The 20,703-nt window shown below is 59.8% G+C and carries 16 protein-coding genes and 1 pseudogene; 8 read left to right on the top strand and 9 right to left on the bottom strand.

Annotation, left to right across the window (positions count from 1 at the left end):
• Position 1: 1 nt before the first annotated feature.
• On the bottom strand, positions 2 to 640 hold the full coding sequence (locus tag NDK18_RS01205) for a response regulator (RefSeq protein WP_284691314.1): 639 nt from the start codon (positions 638 to 640) through the stop codon (positions 2 to 4).
• Between the two features lie 299 nt (positions 641 to 939).
• Between NDK18_RS01205 and NDK18_RS01200 the strand changes: the two genes are divergently transcribed.
• A complete protein-coding gene (locus tag NDK18_RS01200) occupies positions 940 to 1,203 on the top strand; it encodes a hypothetical protein (protein ID WP_250626859.1) in 264 nt (87 codons plus the stop codon).
• 48 nt (positions 1,204 to 1,251) lie between these two features.
• Here NDK18_RS01200 and NDK18_RS01195 read toward each other — a convergent pair whose 3' ends face one another.
• From NDK18_RS01195 to poxB, 5 genes are all read right to left on the bottom strand, one after another.
• Positions 1,252 to 2,682 carry a TolC family protein gene (locus NDK18_RS01195; protein WP_250626858.1) on the bottom strand — a complete coding sequence of 477 codons (1,431 nt, stop codon included), beginning with the start codon at positions 2,680 to 2,682 and terminating at the stop codon, positions 1,252 to 1,254.
• A complete protein-coding gene (locus NDK18_RS01190) occupies positions 2,663 to 4,594 on the bottom strand; it encodes an FUSC family protein (RefSeq protein ID WP_250626857.1) in 1,932 nt (643 codons plus the stop codon). Before NDK18_RS01190 ends, NDK18_RS01195 begins: the two co-directional genes overlap by 20 nt.
• Complete coding sequence (locus tag NDK18_RS01185) at positions 4,591 to 5,604, bottom strand: HlyD family efflux transporter periplasmic adaptor subunit (protein ID WP_250626856.1); 1,014 nt, start codon at positions 5,602 to 5,604, stop codon at positions 4,591 to 4,593. The genes NDK18_RS01190 and NDK18_RS01185 overlap by 4 nt, the downstream gene beginning before the upstream one ends.
• 15 nt (positions 5,605 to 5,619) lie before the next feature.
• Positions 5,620 to 5,928 carry a YtcA family lipoprotein gene (locus tag NDK18_RS19275; protein WP_284691895.1) on the bottom strand — a complete coding sequence of 103 codons (309 nt, stop codon included), beginning with the start codon at positions 5,926 to 5,928 and terminating at the stop codon, positions 5,620 to 5,622.
• Between the two features lie 132 nt (positions 5,929 to 6,060).
• The gene (poxB, locus tag NDK18_RS01175; RefSeq protein ID WP_250626854.1) at positions 6,061 to 7,782 is read right to left on the bottom strand and encodes a ubiquinone-dependent pyruvate dehydrogenase; all 1,722 of its coding nucleotides are present in this window, start codon (positions 7,780 to 7,782) and stop codon (positions 6,061 to 6,063) included.
• A 307-nt stretch (positions 7,783 to 8,089) separates the two neighbouring features.
• Here poxB and cyoA point away from each other — a divergent pair, with 307 nt between their 5' ends.
• From cyoA to NDK18_RS01140, 7 genes are all read left to right on the top strand, one after another.
• Positions 8,090 to 9,013, top strand: a complete 924-nt coding sequence (gene cyoA / locus NDK18_RS01170) for a ubiquinol oxidase subunit II (protein WP_250626853.1) — start codon at positions 8,090 to 8,092, stop codon at positions 9,011 to 9,013.
• Between the two features lies 1 nt (position 9,014).
• Positions 9,015 to 10,973 carry a cytochrome o ubiquinol oxidase subunit I gene (gene cyoB, locus NDK18_RS01165; protein WP_250626852.1) on the top strand — a complete coding sequence of 653 codons (1,959 nt, stop codon included), beginning with the start codon at positions 9,015 to 9,017 and terminating at the stop codon, positions 10,971 to 10,973.
• An 18-nt stretch (positions 10,974 to 10,991) separates the two neighbouring features.
• Positions 10,992 to 11,612, top strand: coding sequence for a cytochrome o ubiquinol oxidase subunit III (cyoC, locus tag NDK18_RS01160; RefSeq protein WP_250626851.1), 621 nt, complete (start codon positions 10,992 to 10,994; stop codon positions 11,610 to 11,612).
• Positions 11,609 to 12,001, top strand: coding sequence for a cytochrome o ubiquinol oxidase subunit IV (gene cyoD / locus NDK18_RS01155; protein WP_250622899.1), 393 nt, complete (start codon positions 11,609 to 11,611; stop codon positions 11,999 to 12,001). Before cyoC ends, cyoD begins: the two co-directional genes overlap by 4 nt.
• Before the next feature lie 66 nt (positions 12,002 to 12,067).
• The gene (locus NDK18_RS01150) at positions 12,068 to 13,330 is read left to right on the top strand and encodes a PucR family transcriptional regulator (protein WP_250626850.1); all 1,263 of its coding nucleotides are present in this window, start codon (positions 12,068 to 12,070) and stop codon (positions 13,328 to 13,330) included.
• A 114-nt stretch (positions 13,331 to 13,444) separates the two neighbouring features.
• A complete protein-coding gene (locus NDK18_RS01145) occupies positions 13,445 to 14,260 on the top strand; it encodes a sensor histidine kinase (RefSeq protein ID WP_250626849.1) in 816 nt (271 codons plus the stop codon).
• Positions 14,261 to 14,403: 143 nt separating this feature from the next.
• Entirely contained in the window at positions 14,404 to 15,672 is a 1,269-nt protein-coding gene (locus NDK18_RS01140; protein ID WP_250626848.1) for an MFS transporter, read from the top strand.
• Positions 15,673 to 15,704: 32 nt separating this feature from the next.
• On the opposite strand, the pseudogene NDK18_RS01135 reads toward NDK18_RS01140, so the two are convergent.
• The 3 genes and pseudogenes from NDK18_RS01135 to NDK18_RS01125 form a co-directional block, all read right to left on the bottom strand.
• Positions 15,705 to 16,616 (bottom strand): annotated as a pseudogene (locus tag NDK18_RS01135) (ATP-binding protein); the annotation flags it as partial.
• A 2,094-nt stretch (positions 16,617 to 18,710) separates the two neighbouring features.
• Positions 18,711 to 19,403 carry a DUF1275 family protein gene (locus NDK18_RS01130; protein WP_250622903.1) on the bottom strand — a complete coding sequence of 231 codons (693 nt, stop codon included), beginning with the start codon at positions 19,401 to 19,403 and terminating at the stop codon, positions 18,711 to 18,713.
• Complete coding sequence (locus NDK18_RS01125; RefSeq protein ID WP_250622904.1) at positions 19,397 to 20,695, bottom strand: alginate export family protein; 1,299 nt, start codon at positions 20,693 to 20,695, stop codon at positions 19,397 to 19,399. The genes NDK18_RS01130 and NDK18_RS01125 overlap by 7 nt, the downstream gene beginning before the upstream one ends.
• Between the last annotated feature and the right edge of the window lie 8 nt (positions 20,696 to 20,703).

Below are 20,703 nucleotides of genomic sequence, written 5' to 3'. Positions count from 1 at the left end.
CCTAGGGCAGCGAATCCAGGAAGCCCCGCTTGACGGCGATCATCACCGCATGGGTACGGTCTTCAGCGCCCAGTTTGGCCATGATGCTCTTCATCCGCGCCTTGACCGTGTCTTCGGTGATATTCAAGGTTTCGGCGATATGACGATTGCTGCGTCCCTGAGCCACCAGGGAGAGAACGACAATCTCTCGGTCGGTCAGTCCCTCGCGACCCGTGTGGCTTGCAATTTCCTGGGCCACCTCCGGCGCCACGATATGGCGGCCCGTCAGCGCGCCGCGTATCGCCTTGACAATTTCATCGCTGCGGGCCGTTTTCAGCAGGTAGGACGTGGCTCCCAGCGTGAAGGCCCTGACCACCCGGGCGTCTCCGGGGAAGGTCGTTAGCACGATAATCGTCGCGTCGGGAAATTCGCTGCGTATGCCCGTGATGGCTCGCAAGCCGTCCATAACGGGCATCTGAAGGTCGATCAACATCACGTCCGGAAGCAGCTTTCGAAACTGCTCGATCGCCTCTTTGCCATCGGCGGCTTCGCCGGTGACTTCCATATCGGATTCCTGCTCGATGACCGCTCTTAACCCGTCTCTCATTACCGGGTGGTCATCGACAACGAGTATCCCGAATCGTTCTTTGATCTCGTTCAAAAAAGTCACCTGTTTTCCGTCACCGGCACCGAAAACAAGGGTGTGAGCAGGATCCCCACGTTCTCCCTGGCGTTATGACTATGCGCTGACACCAGGGGCAATTCAATGCTCGAAAGTGTACTTTTTTTGCTAATTGGGATGGTTTTCCCAACATTTTATGGCGCCGTGCTCGCGGTTGGCCGATTGCAGCCACGTCAAAGCGTATAGGCGAAAAACACATTGCAGTGCAAAAAGCTTCAAGAACACCAACGGCACTCAAGGTAACGTGGCTTCTACTGGCCCGTGATGAGGACTGCACGATGACGACAGGATTTTGTGCGGCGGCATGGGAAAAGTCCCGGAATATCAGCGAGCCGCCAAGTCGCCCATTGGACACGGGCTTTTGGAGTGTCCTGCGATTGGCCAAGGACATCGATCATGACGAGCAGCGCGTGCGTGATTGGTACCTGACGGTGACGATTCGTGAGCTCGGCGGCAAGACGGCACAGGAACTGGTCCAGATGGGCGAGACCGATCGCGTCATGGGGTTCTTGAGGTCGATCAGGCGCGGCTATCGCGACTGAGGGAAGCGCACATGAGTATGCGAGAGCGGAAAGAGGCGGATAAAGGCGCTACAGCGAGCCAGGCCGATGACCGAGTGCAAGATCCAGCGCGGCCTTGGCGATCTGCACGTTGGCGTCGGCGTCTTCCTGGTCGGCTTGCGCTTGCGCGAGCACTGCCTCGCTGCTGGTGAGATCGGTGATGCTGCTGAGCCCGCGTTGATAAGAAGCCAATGTTGCTTGATAGGCGACATCGGAGGCCTTGGTGTAGGCAAGCGCTTGCTCACGATTGTCGAGGCTCGTCTTAAGATTGCTGTAGGCCTGCACAACCTGCCGGGAAGCAACATTCTTGGCGGCCGCCAACGAATCTTCCGCGGCGGATTTTTCCGAGATGGCGAGCGATACATTGGTTGCCCGTGCGCCGCCGTCGGACAGGGGCCAGTCGAACGAGATGAACAGGGCATTGCCAGTGCGGTTGATTGAAGAATAGGGGCTGCCGTCGCTGCTGATCTTGCCGATATTCTGGAATACCTGCGCCGACAGGCCGATCGTGGGGCGATAGGCCGCCCTGGCCGTATCGATCTTGGATTCCGATGCGGCCACCTTGTTCTTCGCGGCGAGGATGTTCGGCCGCGATTCGATCGCTTCATCGATAAGCGCATTGAGTGCCGGCAAGGCGCCTGGCGCTGCCACTTCCGATGGCGTGGCGACCTCGAAACGGCTTTCGGGTGGCAAGCCCACCGTCGCAACCAAACCTGCAAACGCTGTATCGGCGGCACCGGATGCTTTGGTGAGCGCCAGGCGCATGGCCGCCGTCTGACGTTGTGCTTCTGCCACCTGTACCACCGTGGCGCGCCCATGATTGCGTTGCGCCTGGACGGCCTGCTCGGTTAGCCGCGCCGACTCGAGCGCCTTTTGCGCGGCGCGGACGCGACCCTTCGCGGAGGTGGTCTCGAAGTAGGCTTCCGAGACGTCGTAGACCAGTTTTTCCTGCGCCCCAAGGACCGCCGACTGTGCGGCATCGGCGTTGTGCTGAGCTTCTTCGACCTGGCCTTTGCGGCGGCCGAAATCGAACAGGAGCCACTTCATTTCGAGGGTCGGAAAGATCTCGCGCGTCGACGAAACGAAGTATCCCTTGGACGAGACCGTCGGCGGAATGGCTACCGGTGTTCGCTGGAAGCCGCCCAGCGCCTTGAGGCTGATTTGCGGTGCGTATTGGCTCTTGGCCAGCTGCGTCGCCAAATTCGCCTGATAAGCCTGTTCCTGGACCTCGCGCGTTTGCGGGTTGATCGACAACGCCAACTGCAACAGTTCCGGCAACGAATAGGTTCGATCTTCGACGTTGGGCGTATCGCTGGTCGCCGTTGCCGGGGCGGCGGTCTTGGGAGCGCCCGTCCACGACACGGGCGCGTCGCCCGCCCAGGCCGGCACGAGATAACCCCATAGCGCCATGGCAACGCCGCAAGCTATAGAGAGTAACGATTTATAGCAGGCGCGATGCATGGTCGATCTCTTGGTTCAGGTGCAGACGCGCCAGGTCGACGAGCGAAGTCGGCGACGGTGCATCAGGGTGCATCGCTTCGGCAGGAGCTCCTTTGGAAAGCCAAAGCAGGCGTTGCGACGCTTCAAGGTCGGCGTTGGGCTTAGGGTGTTCGGACTGGAGGCGCTGAACGATAAAGGCCGAGCTTGTCAATCGGTCCATGGCAGCCGCTTCGCTGTCGGCGGTATCAGGCGGCCTACTGCCTGGAACCCATTGTCCTTCGAATGCCGAGCGCGATTTCAGCAAGGCGGCTTGCCGTGCTTTCGTGGTGACGTCGAGTCGAAGTTGCGTTGCTGTTTGCGCCGTGGGAGCGACAAGCAGCGCGCTCAATCGCTCCAATGACGAAGACCACAGCTTGCGCGCCTGCTGCAGCGCGCTTACAGGCCAGAGACTGGTGAAAAACACGCTGATCCAGAGGTTTCCGATGACGATGCCGACCACCCGGTCCCGGAGTACCGTCAGGTCGCTTGCCGGCACGTAGCCCTGCAATACGCCAAGGAAGAACGCGAAGGCCATTTGCATGCCGGCGTAGGAAATGTTTTCGCTACTCGTGGAGACCCAGGCACAAAGTGCCGAGACACCCGCCACGAGCAGGCATAGCTCACCGATATCGGTCAACGAAGGCATGACGAAGACCAGGCACAGGCCACCGATAAGGCCTCCCAGCACAGCGCCGGCGATGCGCAGGGTGAGCTTGTGCGCGCTCTCGCCGAAGGTGGTCAGTGAGACGAAGAAGCACGTCGTAACGGCGGTCCGGATACCCGGCCAATCCAGCAACGTATAGGTCGCATAGGACGCCATCACCGCGAGCGTCACCTTGAGCGCGTAGCGCGCGTGCGCCGGATCGTGGAACGCATTGGCCACAAAGAACCCACTCGGATGAGTGGGGGACTCACTTGGCGTGCCTGCCGGCACCTCTCCACTGGCTTGCGCATGCAGGTCGCGTAGTGCCAGGTGTAGGGCCTGGCAAGCAGGATCGGATGCCGGTTCGGCGCTGTCCTGGGGCGGTGAAACGGGGGCGGTGTCGATGCCCCTGCGCTTAAGAAACAACCAGCGGCTCTGGCGAACGCTAAATGCCAGCGCGTGCCGGGATGTCGTTGACAACTGTGGCGGCAAGTTACGGGCGATCTGGAGTATCTCCAGTACGAGGCCAAACATCCTTTGGTCCTCTTCCGCGAACGCCTTGAGTTTTTTATCCCAAATGTACGCCTTCCCCCTTAGCTGGATGAGAGACACGAGCTTTTCACGCAGCAAGGACGGACTTTGGGAGGACGGCAGTTCGATATAGTCCGCTACCGCTTCCATCAATGCCGTCGCTCGCCGACGGGAAAGGAGAACAGGGCTTTCTCCGGTCAGAAGATTGAGGACGACAATCGTCAATACCGGCGTGGCGACAACGACCCAAAGCCACAAAACGACATGGGTGATGGCCTCTGCACTGGGCACGTCGTCGATGAGCGTCTGTGAGAGCATGAGCACGAACCCGGCGAGAAAGGCAACCGGGCCAAGCGTGCTCGTGCGTGACAGGAACGTGCCCATGAACGTGCTCAGCGCAAGCAGCGGAATCCGCAACGCGGGCTCCGAGGCATCGAACACATAGAACAGGACCGAGAGGGCCACCGCCAATGTGGCGGCCGTCAGGCCGGCGACGGCGAACATGAGCGTCGAGGCGGTGTCTTCCATGCTCAGAAGAAAGATCAGGTACGCCACGTAAGGAGGAATCGGTATCTGAAACACCATGGTGATTGCCACGGCGATGGCCGTTCCGGCGGCAATGCGCAGGATGGAACGGACTCTCGGCGCATCAAGCTGAAGTTCGCGACGCAGCAGCGCCGAGAGCCCTTCCGCGAAGGCGCTTTCGCTGACGGAAGTCATCTGGTTACCTTGACCGAAGCGGTAGCGCCGATACGCAGGAAACCCGCATCGGGTTGATCCAGGCGCACCCAAACCGGGAAGCGCTGTGCAACCACCACCCAATTGAGATTTCGATCGACTGCGGGGAGACCCGGGCCTGCTTGCCCCTGGGGCTGGACACCCGAGCCAAGGCTTTCGACCACGCCCTGGACCGGGTGCTCATCGTGGCCCATCACCCAGACAGTGGCGCGATCGCCTGGCTGAAGATGGCGCAGATCCGTTTCCCGGAAATTGGCGATGGCATACCAGTGGGTGTTATCGATCAAGGTAAAGAGGGGATGACCATCCACGGCGAATGAGCCGATCGAAAGATTGAAGCCAGTGATCCGGCCATCGACCGGGGCCCGAATGGTCGTTTCGCGGACATTACGTGCCGCCAGGGCCTGGGCGGCTTGAGCGCCCAGCAGTTGCGCCTTGAGGCTTTCCACATCGCCAATGGCCTCCTTTGCTTGCGAGGCCTGTTGAAGGGCGGCGGCCAACTGCGCACTGGCCGTACGCTCGTTGGTACGGGCTTCATCCATTTGTTGGGCCGTCACGAAGCCACTGCCAAGGAGCGGTGCCATGCGCTGAACCGTGTTGTGAGCCAGCGCGAGCTGCTGGCGGGCGCGATCGGCTTGAAGCGAAGCTGCCTGTGCGCCGGAGCCCTGTGATGTCACCTGACGGCTTGTCAGGTCGATGTCGGCTTCCAGGGCCGCGACCTGCGCGTCAGCCTGGCGGAGCTTCATCTCAAAGGGTTCAGGATCGATGCGAAGCAGCACGTCGCCTTTTCGGACAAGCTGGTCGTTCTGGATATGGGATTCGACAATGCGCCCGCTTACTTCAGGCGTGATGCCGGCGGTATAGGCAAAGACATAGGCGTCATGAGTGCGAGGTCGCCGGTCAAGGACAATCATTGTCGCCACCAGCATGGCTACCGCGCTGGCGATCGCAATGAACGCAATGATGCGACCCAGGGTCGTCTTCTCGGACATGGGCTTAGGTCTCCTTCATCCGAGCCATAGCAGCCAGATCGCCAGCGTCACGGCGATCCAGATGCACAGGTACACCACTACCGGCATCGGCAGGGCCGCGTCGATGCCAGCTTTCCCGAGCACGGCGCGCAGGACGACAACGCCGAACAGACCAAGCAAGGCGCAAATCATCCAGGTCGGGAAATACGATCCCAGGATGTTTCGCGAGGGGGACGCGCTACATGCCGTCAAGGCGGCGACGGACGCCAGCGTCGCCGCGGCACGCAACCAAGCAGTCGCTTTCAGGCGCGAAAACTTGGACTTTGGGCATCGACATGAATTCATGGCGCGTTGTTTCCTGGCATTGGCGTTACTTGTCCGAGGGCGATAGAAGGCTCCGTCCACCCGCCGCGGGGTGGGCGCTTTCAGGTATCGTCGTTCTGGCCCGCCAGAGACCGGCAGGGCGTATTCGTCGCGTCAGCGAAGAAGGTTCACTTTCGCCAGATCGACCAGTTGATTGGCTCGGCCATCGATAACCGCCTTGATCATGAAGAGCCCGAATTTGTAGGCTTCATCGAATGTGGTTGTCGGTGGCATCGCCAATTCCTGGCGTGCGCTGACCACATCCACGAGGGCGGGGCCGTCGTACTCGAAAGCCTCAATGAGTGCCGCGCGCAAGTCCTTCGGATCTTCCACGCGAATGCCCTTGACGCCTACGGCATTGGCCATGTCCGCGAAGTTGGGATTGATCAGGTCGCAGCCGGTGTCGACAAACCCGTGCGCCTTCATCTCCATTTCCACGAAGCCCAAGGTCCCGTTATTGAGCAGGACGATCTTGACCGGAAGACTCAATTGCTTGAGCGAGAGAAAGTCGCCCATCATCATCGAAAAGCCACCGTCGCCGGACATCGAAACCACCTGGCGCTTCGGATAGGCAACCTGCGCCCCCATGGCATGGAGCATCGCGTTCGCCATGGAACCGTGATTGAACGAGCCGACGATACGGCGCTTGCCGTTGACCTTGAGATAACGCGCGGTCCAAAGAATGGGCGTGCCGACATCGCAGGTAAAAATGGCATCTTCCGCGGCCAGCTCGCTGACCAACTGCGTCACGTACTGCGGATGAATCAGCTTGCTGCCATCCTTGGGCTCGGCGAGTTTGTCCAGGCCTTCGCGCGCTTTCTTGTAGTGAGCGAGCGCTGCGTCCAGGTGGCTGGAGTCGGTTTTTTCGGGAATGGACGGCAGGAGGCTCTGGAGGGTCTCCCTCACGTCGCCGATCAGGCCCAGGTCGAGCGGGCAGCGATTACCCAGCGCTTCCGGGCGTATATCGATCTGCGCGATCTTGGCGTGCTCGGGGAAGAACTGGCGGTAGGGGAAATCCGTACCCAGCAACAGCAGCGTGTCGCAGTCCTTCATGGCGGCGTAGCCGGATGAGAAACCCACCAGTCCCGTCATGCCGACATCGTACGGGTTGTCGTACTCGATAAATTCCTTGCCACGAAGCGTGTGGACAATCGGTGCCTTCAGGCGTCGTGCGAGCTCGACCACCTCGTCGTGAGCACCGGCGCAGCCCGCACCGCAGAAAAGAGTGACACGCGTGGCGTCTTTGAGCAGGTTGGCCAGCCGCTTGAGGTCCTTCAGGGCGGGATGAACGATGGGCTTGGTCGGTACCACCCAACGCGGCGGCTTTGCCACGGCCGGTTGGAGCGCGACATCGCCAGGGATGACCACGACCGCGACACCACGTCGCGCGACGGCGGCGCGGATGGCCCGCCCCAGGATCTGCGGAAGCTGCGCTGGATTGGACACCAGCTCCACGTAGTGGCTGCATTCCTTGAACAGCGACTCCGGGTGCGTGGCCTGGAAATAGTCGATGCCGATTTCGGTGCTCGGGATATGCGCCGCGATGGCAAGCACGGGCGTGCCGCTGCGATGGCAATCGAAAAGGCCGTTGATCAAGTGAAGATTGCCGGGGCCGCAGCTTCCTGCGCATACCGCCAGCTCACCGGTCAGATGCGCCTCGGCGCCGGCGGCGAATGCGGCGCCTTCTTCATGGCGCGTATGGATCCATTCGATCTTGCCCTGGCGCCGGAAAGCGTCTGTCAGGCCGTTCAGCGAATCTCCGACGACGCCATAGACGTGCTTGATGCCTGCCAGCTCGAGAACGTGGGCAATGTAGTCGGCAGAGGTCATGGCCATGGTAACGATCTCCTTTGCAATGGATGTCAATGCGCGACTAGGCACCAAATCGTGCGAATCGAAGAAACGTTAGCGCCGATGCCGCTTTGCCCGCTTGTACGCAATTGACCGGATATGTACGAAAACCATGTGGTTTCCCCGCGCTGTCGACAAGGCCGGGCGTGTCGACACTTTTGAGTCTGGAACGAGGCGGCCCGATTCGTCGTGAGCGAGACGGGATGTCCTGTCTGTTCCTTGCCGGACAGTTTTATCCAAGACCCTTTTGGGCCTGGCACCTACAACGTTAGCGGGATCGCGGAGACCCTTCATGATGCGTAAAAGCACGGCACTGTCGCCTTTGGCTCGTCTATCGATCGTGATGGCCTGTTGTCCGTTCTTGAGCGCCTGTACCGAGGGCGTTCTTGTGCCAAAAGGGCCCGTCGGGGCGCAAGAAAAGCAACTCCTGTTGGAGGCGCTGATTCCGATGCTGATGGTGATTACGCCCATCCTCTTCCTAACGCTCTGGTTCGCCTGGTGGTTCCGCTCATCCAACGCCCGGGCGACTTATCGACCCAGGTGGGAGTATTCCGGGGCTATCGAATTTTCCATCTGGATGATCCCGTTGCTTGTCATCCTATTCCTTGGAAGCTTGGCGTGGATCGGTGCGCACCAGTTAGATCCCTACCAGCCGCTGGCGTCGAAGCGAAAGCCGCTTGTCGTCCAGGTAGTGGCGATGGACTGGCGGTGGTTGTTCATCTATCCAGAGCAGGGCGTTGCCAGCGTCAATGAGCTGGCGATACCCGTGGATACCCCCGTCTCCTTCAGGCTGACCTCGGCGACCGTGATGAACTCGTTCTTCATCCCTTCATTGGGCGGCCAGATATACGCCATGCCGGGCATGCAGACGCAATTGCAATTGCAGGCGAGCGAGCCGGGCAACTACCGGGGGTTGTCGGCCCAGTACAGCGGCGCTGGGTTCTCCGACATGCATTTCCAGGTCCTGGCGACCGACGAGGCAGGATTCCAAGCGTGGGTTGAGCGGGCCAGGTCGGCGGCTACGCCACTGGATGCGACGGTCTATGACCGTTTGGCGGCTAAGCATGAATCCAGCGGGGTCGCTTACTACGCACCGGCTTCAGGCGCCTTGTTCGATCACGCCATCGACCACGCCACGAAGCGGCCGGAATCCACGTCAGGCGTCTCCGCAAGCAACCCAGGCACCACGCTTTCATCTGCTGGATCGGAGCACTGATATGTTCGGAAAGCTTACGCTAAGCGCGATTCCATTCGACCAGCCCATCATCATGGGCACGTGCATCGTGCTCATCCTTGGCATCCTGGCGATCCTTGCGCTGATCACCTACAAGAAGAAATGGGGATGGCTGTGGACCGAGTGGATCACGACAGTCGACCACAAGCGCATAGGCATCATGTACACGCTACTGGCCCTGGTGATGCTGCTTCGCGGCTTCAGCGACGCCATCATGATGCGATCACAGCAGGTGCTGGCGAGCAGCAACGGGCACGGCTTCCTGCCACCGGAACACTACGACCAGATCTTCTCCGCGCACGGCACGATCATGATCTTCTTCATGGCGATGCCGTTCGTGGTGGGGTTGATGAACTTCGTGGTGCCCTTGCAGATCGGCGCACGCGACGTCGCCTTCCCGGTACTGAACTCCGTCAGCTTCTGGCTGACCGCCGCCGGCGCGCTATTGATCAATCTGTCCCTTGGCATCGGTGAATTCTCCCGTACGGGCTGGCTGGCCTATCCGCCGCTCTCGGAGCTTCCTTTCAGTCCGGGGGTAGGGGTCGACTACTACCTGTGGTCACTGCAGATTTCGGGTGTGGGTACTCTGCTTTCGGGCGTGAACCTGCTGACGACCCTATTGAAGCTGCGCGCCCCGGGCATGCGCCTGTCGATGATGCCCGTCTTCAGCTGGACGGCGCTGGCATCCAACATGTTGATCGTTGCGGCGTTCCCGATCCTGACGGCGACGTTTGCCATGCTTCTGCTGGACCGCTACCTGGGAACGCACTTTTTCACCAATGATGGCGGTGGAAATCCCATGATGTACATCAACCTCATATGGACGTGGGGTCATCCAGAGGTCTACATCCTGATTCTTCCACCATTTGGCGTGTTCTCGGAGGTCATTTCCACGTTCTCCCGCAAGCCGCTGTTCGGTTATCGGTCCATGGTGGTGGCCACCATGGTAATTACCCTCCTGGCGTTTACCACCTGGCTGCACCACTTCTTCACGATGGGATCGGGTGCGGACGTCAATGGGTTCTTCGGTATCACCACCATGGTGATTGCCATACCCACGGGCGTGAAGATCTTCAATTGGCTGTTCACCATGTATGGCGGCCGCGTGCGTTTTACCTCACCCGTGCTGTGGACCATTGGCTTCATGGTGACGTTCACCATAGGCGGCATGACTGGTGTACTGATGGCGGTGCCGCCGGCCGACTTCGTGCTGCACAACAGCCTGTTCCTGGTGGCACACTTCCACAACGTGATCATCGGTGGCGTAGTCTTCGGGTGCCTTGCCGGCCTGACGTACTGGTTTCCGAAGGCTTTCGGCTTTCGTCTCCACGAGGGCCTTGGCAAAGCGGCGTTCTGGTGCTGGTTCGTGGGTTTCTACCTGGCCTTCATGCCGCTCTACATCCTTGGCTTCATGGGTATGACCCGCCGCATGAACCACTACGACGATCCCTCGTGGCTGCCTTATCTGCTGGTGGCCGAAGGCGGGGCTGTCCTGATCTTTGTCGGCATTCTTCTGCAGGCGACCCAGTTGGTGTGGAGCATCAAGAAGCGCCAGACACTGCGCGCAGGTGCGGACCCGTGGGACGGGCGCACGCTGGAATGGTCAACGGCATCGCCACCGCCGCCTTACAACTTTGCAAGGGTTCCGCAAGTGGCGTGCATCGATGCCTATTGGGAAGCGAAGCAGGAGGTCACGACCGCCCCGGAAGAGCCTTTTGAGGCGATAGAGATGCCCAAGAATTCGGGGCTTGGATTCTTCGTTGCTTTCTTCGCCGTCATTGGAGGTTTCGGCATGATCTGGCACATCTGGTGGATGGGGATATTGGCCCTGGTCGCGTTCTTCGCGCTGATCGTGTGGTCGTCCTGGGACGAAAACGACGAATTCGAACTGTCGGCCAGGGAAGTTGCCCTGTTCGAGCGCGCAAACCCTCACGCTGCCTGATCTGTAAAGGACGGACCTATGTCTAGCGATAGTGCTTCATTGGATATGCCGTCGGAGGATCCAGGAGTTCAACTGACCTCCAGGCAGCATGTCACCGGTTTTGGCTTCTATCTCTACCTTCTGAGCGACGGCATTCTGTTTGCCGCATTGTTCGCCGCGTTTGCCGTACTCAGGACGGCAACCGACGGCGGCCCTGACGGCCACATGCTTTTCAGTGCGCGCAATGCCTTTGTCGAGACGGCCTGCCTGCTCACCAGCAGTTTTACCTGCGGTATCGCCATGTTGGCGTGCGACCGGCGCAACAAGTTCGTTGCGCTGATCGGATTTCTCGTGACGGCAGTACTGGGTATCGCGTTTCTTACCCTGGAAATCCACGAATTTTCCGACCTCATGGCGAAGGGTTATGGTCCTGATCGCAGTGCCTTTCTCTCTTCGTTCTTCACGCTGGTAGGCACGCACGGATTGCACGTGACATGCGGCATCCTGTGGCTGGGCGTGCTGCTGGTTCAATTCCTGCTGCGCGGATTTACCCCGGCAATCCTGCGCCGCTTCCTGTGCTTGAGCCTCTTCTGGCATGTCCTGGACGTGGTCTGGATCGGCGTCTTTACGTTCGTCTACCTGGTCGGAGGCTATCTATGACAGCGCAGCAGCGGCACGACCCACGACGCGGGGATGCGAGCACCCCGGGCCTGGAAGGGCGGCAAGCCCATGGCAGCCTCCGTGGCTACATCACCGGCTACGTCTTGGCCGGTGCGCTGACCATTGCCGCGTTCGCCATCGCGCCAAGCACCGGCATGGCGCCATTCAGTGTCGTGGCGGCGCTGGCGGTCCTTGCGATTGCGCAGATGCTGGTTCACTTGATCTTCTTCCTGCATATCAATACCGCGCCCGCCCAGAAGACCAATGTCCTGGCATTCGCGGCAGCGATACTGATCATTGCGATCGTCGTCATCGGGTCCATATGGATCATGGGGCATCTCAACCGGAACATGCTTCCCATGGACCATCTCATGCAGATGCAGCGTTAGCTTTCCGCCAAAGGGCAGATTTTTCAACCCGTCGCAAGGGATTAGACTGGGTGCACGCGACCTGCCATGGATTTGGAAGCCAATCTAGACATGAAAATTCCACGAGTAACGGGAAAGCTTCGCGAGATGACGGCCGCTTACCAGCGCGACCCAACGGTAATCGTGGAGAGGACCTATAGGGCCATTAGTCAAAGCGACGCGGCCTATGCCAATCTCCCGTTGGGTACCAAGAGCGACTTCATGGTGTCGATCCGGTTCTCCGCAGTGCTTTGGTGCAACACCATTTTGACGGGCGAGTACCCCTCCGACGAAGACATGGAGCCCTTTCGAAAGGTGGGGCGAAGGCGTGTCCATCAGGGCGTTCCGCTGGCATCGCTGCTTAGGGCTTACCGACTGGGCTCGAAAGAACTGTGGACTATCTACCTGGAGTTTGGCGCGGAGCACCCGGATGTCCAGAACGAACTTCTTTTCGAGCTTTCGCCTTATCTCCTTGACCACTTCGACGAAATGGCCCGGGCCATAGCCGTGGCCTATATGGAAGAGCAGTACGAGCAGTCACGGTGGAAGGAAGCGCTGCGGTATGAGCTTTGCAATCTGGTCTTTGACGCCTCTTCGGACGTGAGCGAATTCAACCGGGTGTCGGAGACCATCGGTATTGACCCGACGATCGGCCGGGTGGCGCTTGCCTTCAACTCCAACGTGCTGGACACGTTTCCGTCACGCATTGAGAAGGAGCTGGACAGGATGCTGGTGGTCGTGGCGCGCACGGCGAAGGTCAATGCGGCCGATCTTGTCCGCGTGATGTATCGCGGGCGATTGATCGTGTGGATTCCATGCATCCGGGGCGATTCCATCCTCGCCAGCGACCGCAGGATGGGTGAGTTGGCCACCCAGGTGATCGCAAACGTGGCCGAGTTCAAACAGGTCGGCGTGGGAATGATGGGCCAGGGGCCTTCGGGCTGGTCCTGTTCCGTCGACGAAGCGATCAAGGCGATGGATGTGGGCGAGCGTATGGGCGCGGGCGACAACGTCTACAGGTATTCGGACATCGCGTTGAACGAAGGCGCTAGGCGATCGGACAACGTGCTTCGCTACCTGGAATCTTTGATTGAGCGTCTATCGCACGAACCGGATCTGCTAAGAACCCTGGAGTGCTATCTGGAGCAATTCCAGAAGCGCAAGCAAACCGCGCAAGTTCTTGGGATCCACCCCAATACGCTGAACTACCGGCTTGAGCGTATCGAGGAGATCGCAGGGGGAAATCTGGGAGATCCCGCGTGGCTGGCGAAGCTCTACGTGGCCATTGGGCTCCGAAAAGGCAGCTTGTGAGGCCCGCGTTGTTCTTTTTCACAAAAAAGATCAAGAATTTTCCAATTCTTATCAGGAAGACATGGGGGTAGAAGTTAGCTCAGAGCAAGCGTCTGGGCTAACGGGGTAGGTTCTGTGCGAAGCGGGCTGGCTATTTCCCACTCAAGCTGGATGAGGTCGCTGGGTGTCGGAACGGCGCTGGTCTTCGCGTTCTGGAACCTGAGCAGGCTGCGCCTTGACGACACCGAGCAAGGCGGCCGTTTGCCGGAAGACCACAGGCGCGCCGAGCGCAAGCGCATCGCCCGGGAATTGCACGACACGCTGTTGCAGGGCCTGCAGGGTATCTTGCTTGAGTTCGAGGTGCTTTCGTTGAGCCTGCCGGAGGCCGAGCGCGAGCGTGCTGCGAAGATTGAACGAAAGCTTCGTCATATCGTGGTGGATGGGCGCAACGCGATCAATGCGCTGCGTTTGCCCGATGGCGGCGTGAGGGACTGGTTGGGGGTCGTCCTGGAATTGGGTGAGCGTGAAGCCTCCGATTCGAACGCCGACTTCATGCTGAAGGTCAAGGGCGAGCCCTGGAAGCTCCCGGCGAAGATGCGCATCGAGGTGCTGGCCATCGTGCGCGAGGGCCTGCGCAATGCGTTTGATCACTCACAGGCGGATACCATCGGAGTCTTCGTCAGGTATGCAAGACGCGGACTGAAGATCACGATCCACGACAATGGCATCGGTGTCAGCGAACAGCACCTTCAATTGCGCCGAAAAGAAGGCCATTGGGGCATTGACGGCATGCGCGAGCGTGCGGAGAAACTAAGGGGAAGGCTGACCATTGCAAGCCAGCCCTCCAGCGGAACCACCGTCAGCCTGGTCGTACCAAGGTGTCTGATATTGATGAGATCCCACTCTCTATATATGTCTGGAAAAAGGTGGTGGGGTGGCAGGCAGGCCTGACGTGGCCTTATGGGCACGCCTTTGGACATTTGCGTGTTGCAGTGGACAAAATGAATTGTCGCCAGAGGCATATTTACTCTTTCGAGTAACGATATGCGCAGAAGGAATGAGTAGATTGCGCTCATACGCCTTCGGGGACGGTCATGAGTGCGAACAGCCCTGCTACAAGCCATTCATCCTTCGCGAAAGCCTATGCCATCGCATGGGGGCTGGCGTCGGTATTTTATTTCCTGGAGTACGCCTCGCGCTCCGCGCCGGCGGTGATGATGCCGGAACTCTCGCAAGCTTTTGGCGTGAGCGTTTTGGGTGTAAGCGGAATCTTGGGCCTGTACTACTACACCTATTCGACGACCAGCCTGGTGGCAGGTGTTTTACTGGATCGGTGGGGATCGAAGTATGTTGTCCCCATGGGGATGCTGTTGCTCGCTCTTGGCTGCATTCTGTTCGCCATTCCAACGGTCAGTATCGGTAGTGCAGGGCGACTGCTTCAGGGTGCGGGATCCGCCTTCGCCTTTACCGGTGCCGTCTATCTGGCCTCGCATGGTTTCTCTGCCAAGAAGCTGGCGACAGCCATCGGCTTTACGCAGTGCTTCGGCATGCTTGGCGGATCGATGGGACAGATCGCGGTCGGTCCGCTCATTCATGGAGTGGTGACAGTCACGGCATTCTGGATTGGGCTCGGCATCATCGTGCTTCTCGTGGCTGGCGTGCTCTTCGTGATGACGCCAAGGGAACAGGTTGCCGCGAATCCCGCGGCGCACGGAAACATCCTCGCGCCATACAAGATAGTGTTCAGCAATCCCCAGTCTTATCTGTGCGGCCTCGTGTCCGGGCTGCTATTCGCGCCGACGACGATCGGCGATATGGTGTGGGGTGTCCGGTTCTTCCAGGAAGACCGGCTGTTCAGCTATCACGACGCCGTGTTTGCCATATCCATGGTGCCGCTTGGCTGGGTTTTGGGTTGCCCACTATTCGGCTGGCTGGCCGATGCCCTGGGACGGCGCAAGCGCGCACTTATTATCGGCATCTGCCTGATGCTCGCATGCGCGTTACAGTTGACCTTTGCGCCGGGCGCCTTGCCCGCATCGGTAACGTTGCTCGCGTTCGGCGTGGCTTCGGGTGCGGCGATGATTCCTTACACCATCATCAAGGAAGCCAATCCCGACAACGTCAAGGGCAGTGCGACGGGAGCGATCAATTTCATTACTTTCAGCGTCACTGCCCTGGTCGGCCCGGTGTTCGCCAGTAAGCTCGGCAAAACGGTAGGAACCCCGACCATCGATCCGCAGCGTCACTTCTTTGAGTCGACGCTCTTTTGGGTATTGATCCTCGTGGGAGCGCTCTTGGTTTCCCTGTTCCTGAAGGAAACAGGAAGGAACGATGCCAGGGTCCTTCCCGCGCGGACGAGGTAGGGCGCCGACGCATAGGCGCGGCGCCGCGGAACCTCGATCTCGATCGCGGTGCCTTTGCCCGGAGAACTGGTCACCAGGAGTTTTCCACCCAGTTTGGCAGCACGCTCCCGCATGCCTGCCATACCCCAGTGACCTTCACTTTGACATTCATCAATGCGCAGTTCCGACACCCCGATACCGTTGTCGCATATGGACACGATCAGGGCTTGCGCCCCGTAGTCGACGGTTACCCAGACCGCTTCTGCCTGGGCATGCCTGAAGGCATTAAGCACCGCTTCGCGGGAGATCGCCAGGACCTCCTCGCATGCATCATCCAGCAAGGTGCGCGGCCCGCCAGCCAGGCGCAGCGAGAACCTCGTGTCTGATTGTGCGGCCGCTTCATTGCCGGCCACGAGCAATCCGGCAATGAGATCGGCATGGTGGTCGTGTGCCTGGCGAAGCGCACCGATGGTGTCGCGCCCTTCGATCAGCATGCTGCGCATCTTGCCTTCCATCGTCAGCGCGCCCGCTCGCTGCGCATCGGACAGGGTGGGGCCGCGGGTCCACAATTCCAGTTGCAAGAGTATTCCCTGCATGCCCTGCAGGAGAGTGTCGTGAAGATCCCTGGCAATTCGCTCTCGCTCCGCCGAGCGCTCATGAAGGAGCAGGCGGTATCTGCGCGCGATGAAGGACACGCGTAATGCATAAAGGAACCAGGCGCACAGTACGGCCAGGCCGACCAGAAGAGACTTGAACCAAACGGTTTGATAAAACGCGGGCTTCAGGTTGAAAGCGAAGCTGGCCGGCTCAAGGCTGGGAACGCCATCCTCGTTGATAGCCAATACCTGGAAATGATAAGCGCCGGGCTGGAGGCTGGTGTAAAAGGCTTCGCGTCGTCCACCCGCTTCCTGCCAATCATTGTCCACGCCTTGAAGACGATATCGAAAGTGCACGCGTTCAGGCATGGATAGCGCGGGCGCTGTGTAGTCAATGCGCAGATTGGCCGTCAATGGGGGAAGTGTCGGGGTCGAAGATAATGGCCATGGCTTGCCATTGGCGATGAAGCCGCTGATCGTGATCGCCGGCGCCACTTTGTTGTATCGGATATGGGATGGGTCAATCCAGGATAAATTCTGTTTTGTCGCCACCCAGATGCGCCCGTCGGTACTTTGGACCATGGAAGGCCCAGGCCGAATCGGCTTGGGTTGCCCATTGATGCCATCGTCCTGGGTAAATAGCTCATAAGAAGGTTGATACCCAGGATCGTGCAGAAGGGCTTCAACCTGGTTGGCCGCGATTCGGTAGACGCCATCGAGGCTGTTTAACCAGAGATCTCCTGCGCTGGTTTCAACGATTCCGGAGATACCGCGCAACGCATTGCCGCCCTGGGCATGGAAAGCGACAAACTTGTTGTTGGACGCGAGGTAGGCGATGCCGCCGTCTCCCGCTGCCCAGACATGCGCAGCTTGTATGTACAGGCTGATCACATTGCCGATCGCCAGTCCATCGTTAGGGCCATAGCGCGTCACCTGATCGTGATCGATCATCACGATACGATCACTCGGATAGCCGAGCCAGATGCGCCCCCGGTCGTCGGCAATGACACGAATCGCTGGCCCCGGGGGCAAATCCTTTAAGCCACCATTGAGCTGCCAGGTGCCGCCAGAGCGGCGAAAGACGCCCACCTTTGCTGCCGAAAACCAGATATCTCCGTCGGCGTCTTCCGCCAGATTTTGGCAAGCTTGAAGCGCCACTTGGCCGTGATCGTTCCTCAGGGTGCCGGGCGGAGGCGGTATGTGAGTAACCCGGACACCGTCATAGACTTGCAGATCGGCGTATCCGACCATCCAGACTTCGCCCTGGCGATCCACCATGGAGCAGTCGGAGCCCGGGCCCATGCCTTCAATACGCACGGCAGGTGTCTCGTCTTTGAGGTGGAGCGCGTTTTCCCTAAGACTCCCCACCCACAACCCCCCGGCGTGATCCGCCGCGATGGTCAGCTCGGACATTTTTCCCGGAAAGACGACGGGGGTGAACTTGCTCGCGCTGAAACGATCGATGCCTTGTTCGGTCGCCACCCAGATATTGCCTTCGCGGTCCATGAAATAAGACAGTCCAAACTCTCCGCTCAAGCCTTCTTTCTTGCCGAAATGCTCCTCGCCGGCAATGGCCTCTTCATTGTTTTTCCAGCGAACTCGCGTGATGCCTTCGCGGTCCTCCCTGGTAACCCACAGAGCCCCGGAAGGATCACGCAAACTTGCCCAGTACACGTTGTCACTTTCTCTCCACGGGACAGATGGAGGTAGACCCAGCTGATCGTGCCTGGCTTTGGCGAAATCAGTAGCGAGAAGCTGCCCCGTTTTTTCATCAACCACGAAGGCGGACCGCGGTTCAAAGAGATAGAGGCGGCCACTGATTCGACCCAGCCACTGAGGCTCATGCTCAGGGTCACCGTCGCCGGGGCGAGCGACCTTGTCCCAATGCCCATTGCGCTGCCGGGCGACGCCACGGGTGGTGGCAACCCAGAGCGAGCCATCCGTCGTACGCGCAAAGCCGAGCACGCTACCACCCGGAAGGAGTGCGTCAGGTACGCTTAAGATCCTGCCTTGATGCAATACGCTAATGCCGCCGAAGGTATAACCGATCCACAGGTCACCATTAGGCTCGGCAAATAGCTTGGAAACACCGGGCTTCGGCAGCAAATCCGTGGGGCTTCGATCAAAATGCACGCCATCAAATCGAATCAGGCCGTTCGGCGTGCCTAACCAGAGAAACCCGTCGGGCGTTTGGACCATGGCTTGCGCGTTAGCCGGTGCGCCATCCCGGGAGAGATAGGACCGATGCTGGAATTGCGTCAAGCCGAAGCGGTAGGGCGACGGCGTGGCCAAAGGCAGCACCACGTGAGGTGGCTCTACGGCCCACGCGAGCGACGGCACGCCGATCGCTGCCAATAGAGGGCAGGCGAGCAAGACGAGGAGACGTGTCATTGCGCGGCGGATGAAATGCATACCACACAACCCTCGAGACGGTACTCATCGTGTTTTACTCTCACACGGCAATCATGTGCTGTTACCACAACGGAGATAGACCAAGAGTACTAGCAGGGGAGGCAGGGCAAAGCACCAGACGCCCATGGTGGCGTACAGCAAGGCAGCCAGCGCGCAGCCCAACGCGAAGACGAGAACGGCTTGCCCCATGCGGGCGAGGCGCCCGGTGACGGCAGCGCTTTGTTCCCCGCGGATTCCGTGCACCAGGTCGGCCAGGTCCAGCATGATCTGGGTGGTGGTGCCAGTCATCATGGTGGTGGGAGGCGAATTGCTCATATGCACGCGCTGCAGGCCATTCTGTATCGCCATGCCAACCACAAGCAGGAGCCCAGTGGTCATCGTTGCCCAGTCGTCCTCGTGGGAAAAGGCGCCATGCCAGATCGCCAGCGCACCGGCCACACCCAGCATCACTACCTGCACGCCAAGAAACGTCTTCAGCACCGGCCAACCGCGGTCGACCAGGCGATAGTGCAACAGCCTGAAGATAAGCAACGCCGCGCAAAAGGTCGGCAATGCCAATAGCTTGGTGACGACGCCGGCGGTGCCGAACACGATGGCCGCGCCAATGGTGACAAAGTTGCCGGTTACGTGAGCGGTAAATAGCCCGTGCAACGCCATGAAACCAGCGGTGTCCACGTAGCCCGCCGTCAGACCAAGCAGGGCTGGAACGAGAAATGGCAGGGGTTTGGGTGTCTCAGTCACCATTGATATTTAAGCTCCGCCCCGAGGTAATTGGAATTGTGCGCGCCGGCGCGGCGCAAGGCATCACCGATTTCGAAATGCACCATTTCCAGGGCGGCCACGAGGTTGGTGTTGATGGCGTAGTCGCCACGAAGCTGTCCGTAGCTCCCCGTCCGGCGCCCTCCCTGACCCGCTGTCCCGGGGATGGGAATATTCGGTTGCGTATACACGGCATCGGCGGTGGTCTGGCGCCACTGCAAGGCGAGCGCCGCCGTTAGCGTGAGCCGGCTTACTGGCTTGACCGTTACCGACGGCTTTAGATGGATGAAGTTGACGTAGCCGGTATAGCCGGCGAGCGTGAGGTAGTACCCATTGGGGAACAGCGGGTTGAAGGTGCCCACGGTATGGTCCGCGCCATGGCGATCGCCAGATGCCGCGTCCAGCTGCAAGCCAAGGCGCGGTTGCCAGGGCGTCGTGGCAAAGGTATAGCCTGCGCGTGTGCCCAGGGCCCAGGCCCGAATGTCGCTGGCACCGACCGAACCGCGCTGGATCATGGTTTCCAGATCCCAGTCCAGGCCGTGGGCGGCGCCGGCATAGCGGACATCGAATACGTGGCGCGACTCCCTTCCGCCAGCGTCAATGTAGTGCGCGTTATCCCGGGAGTACAACGCGTAGTAGGCGGATAGTTCCTGTGTACCGAACAACAGGTGCTCTGCCCGGACCATGTTGAAGCGCAGATGCCGGTTGGAATAGTCGTCGAAATCCTGCGCGTCCCGATACTGCACCGGCTGGCTGACAAAACCGATGACGCGCCAGGCCCGGGTTTCCCAGTCCGCCCAAATCGCATCGTATGCCTGGCGTACGTTGGGACCGTCGCGCAGGGAAACAAAGCGCTGCAAGTCGAACGCGAACTCCTGGCGACCCGCACGGAATTTGAAAGTGTTGTCGCCCATGGTCCTGTTGTAGGCGACAAAGGCCAGGCGCACGTCGGCCGGATTGCGATCGGCTGGCGTGGTGACCTTCTTGCCATAGTCACGCGCGTCCTCCAGCTGGGTAAACAGCTGCCAATGCTTGTTGAAATGAAGATCGGCATGCACCTGGAGGCGCTGAATGAGATAGCTGTCCGATCGGCTACCGCCCGTGCCGAACCCCACGGCGTCGTTGTATTCCACGCGCTCACGAAGATTCAGCCCGAACGAGAGGTAGCTATCCGGATCGCCCTCAGCGAGCGGAATGTATTTCAGTCCGTCGCCTGGCCGGTTGCGCAAGCGTGGGTCGGCCAGTGCCGACCAATTCTCCTGCCAGCGGCTGAACATGGGGGTGG

Source organism: Pinirhizobacter soli (assembly GCF_015905305.1).
GTDB lineage: Bacteria > Pseudomonadota > Gammaproteobacteria > Xanthomonadales > Rhodanobacteraceae > Pinirhizobacter > Pinirhizobacter soli.
This window is presented reverse-complemented; position numbering and strand designations above follow the sequence as displayed.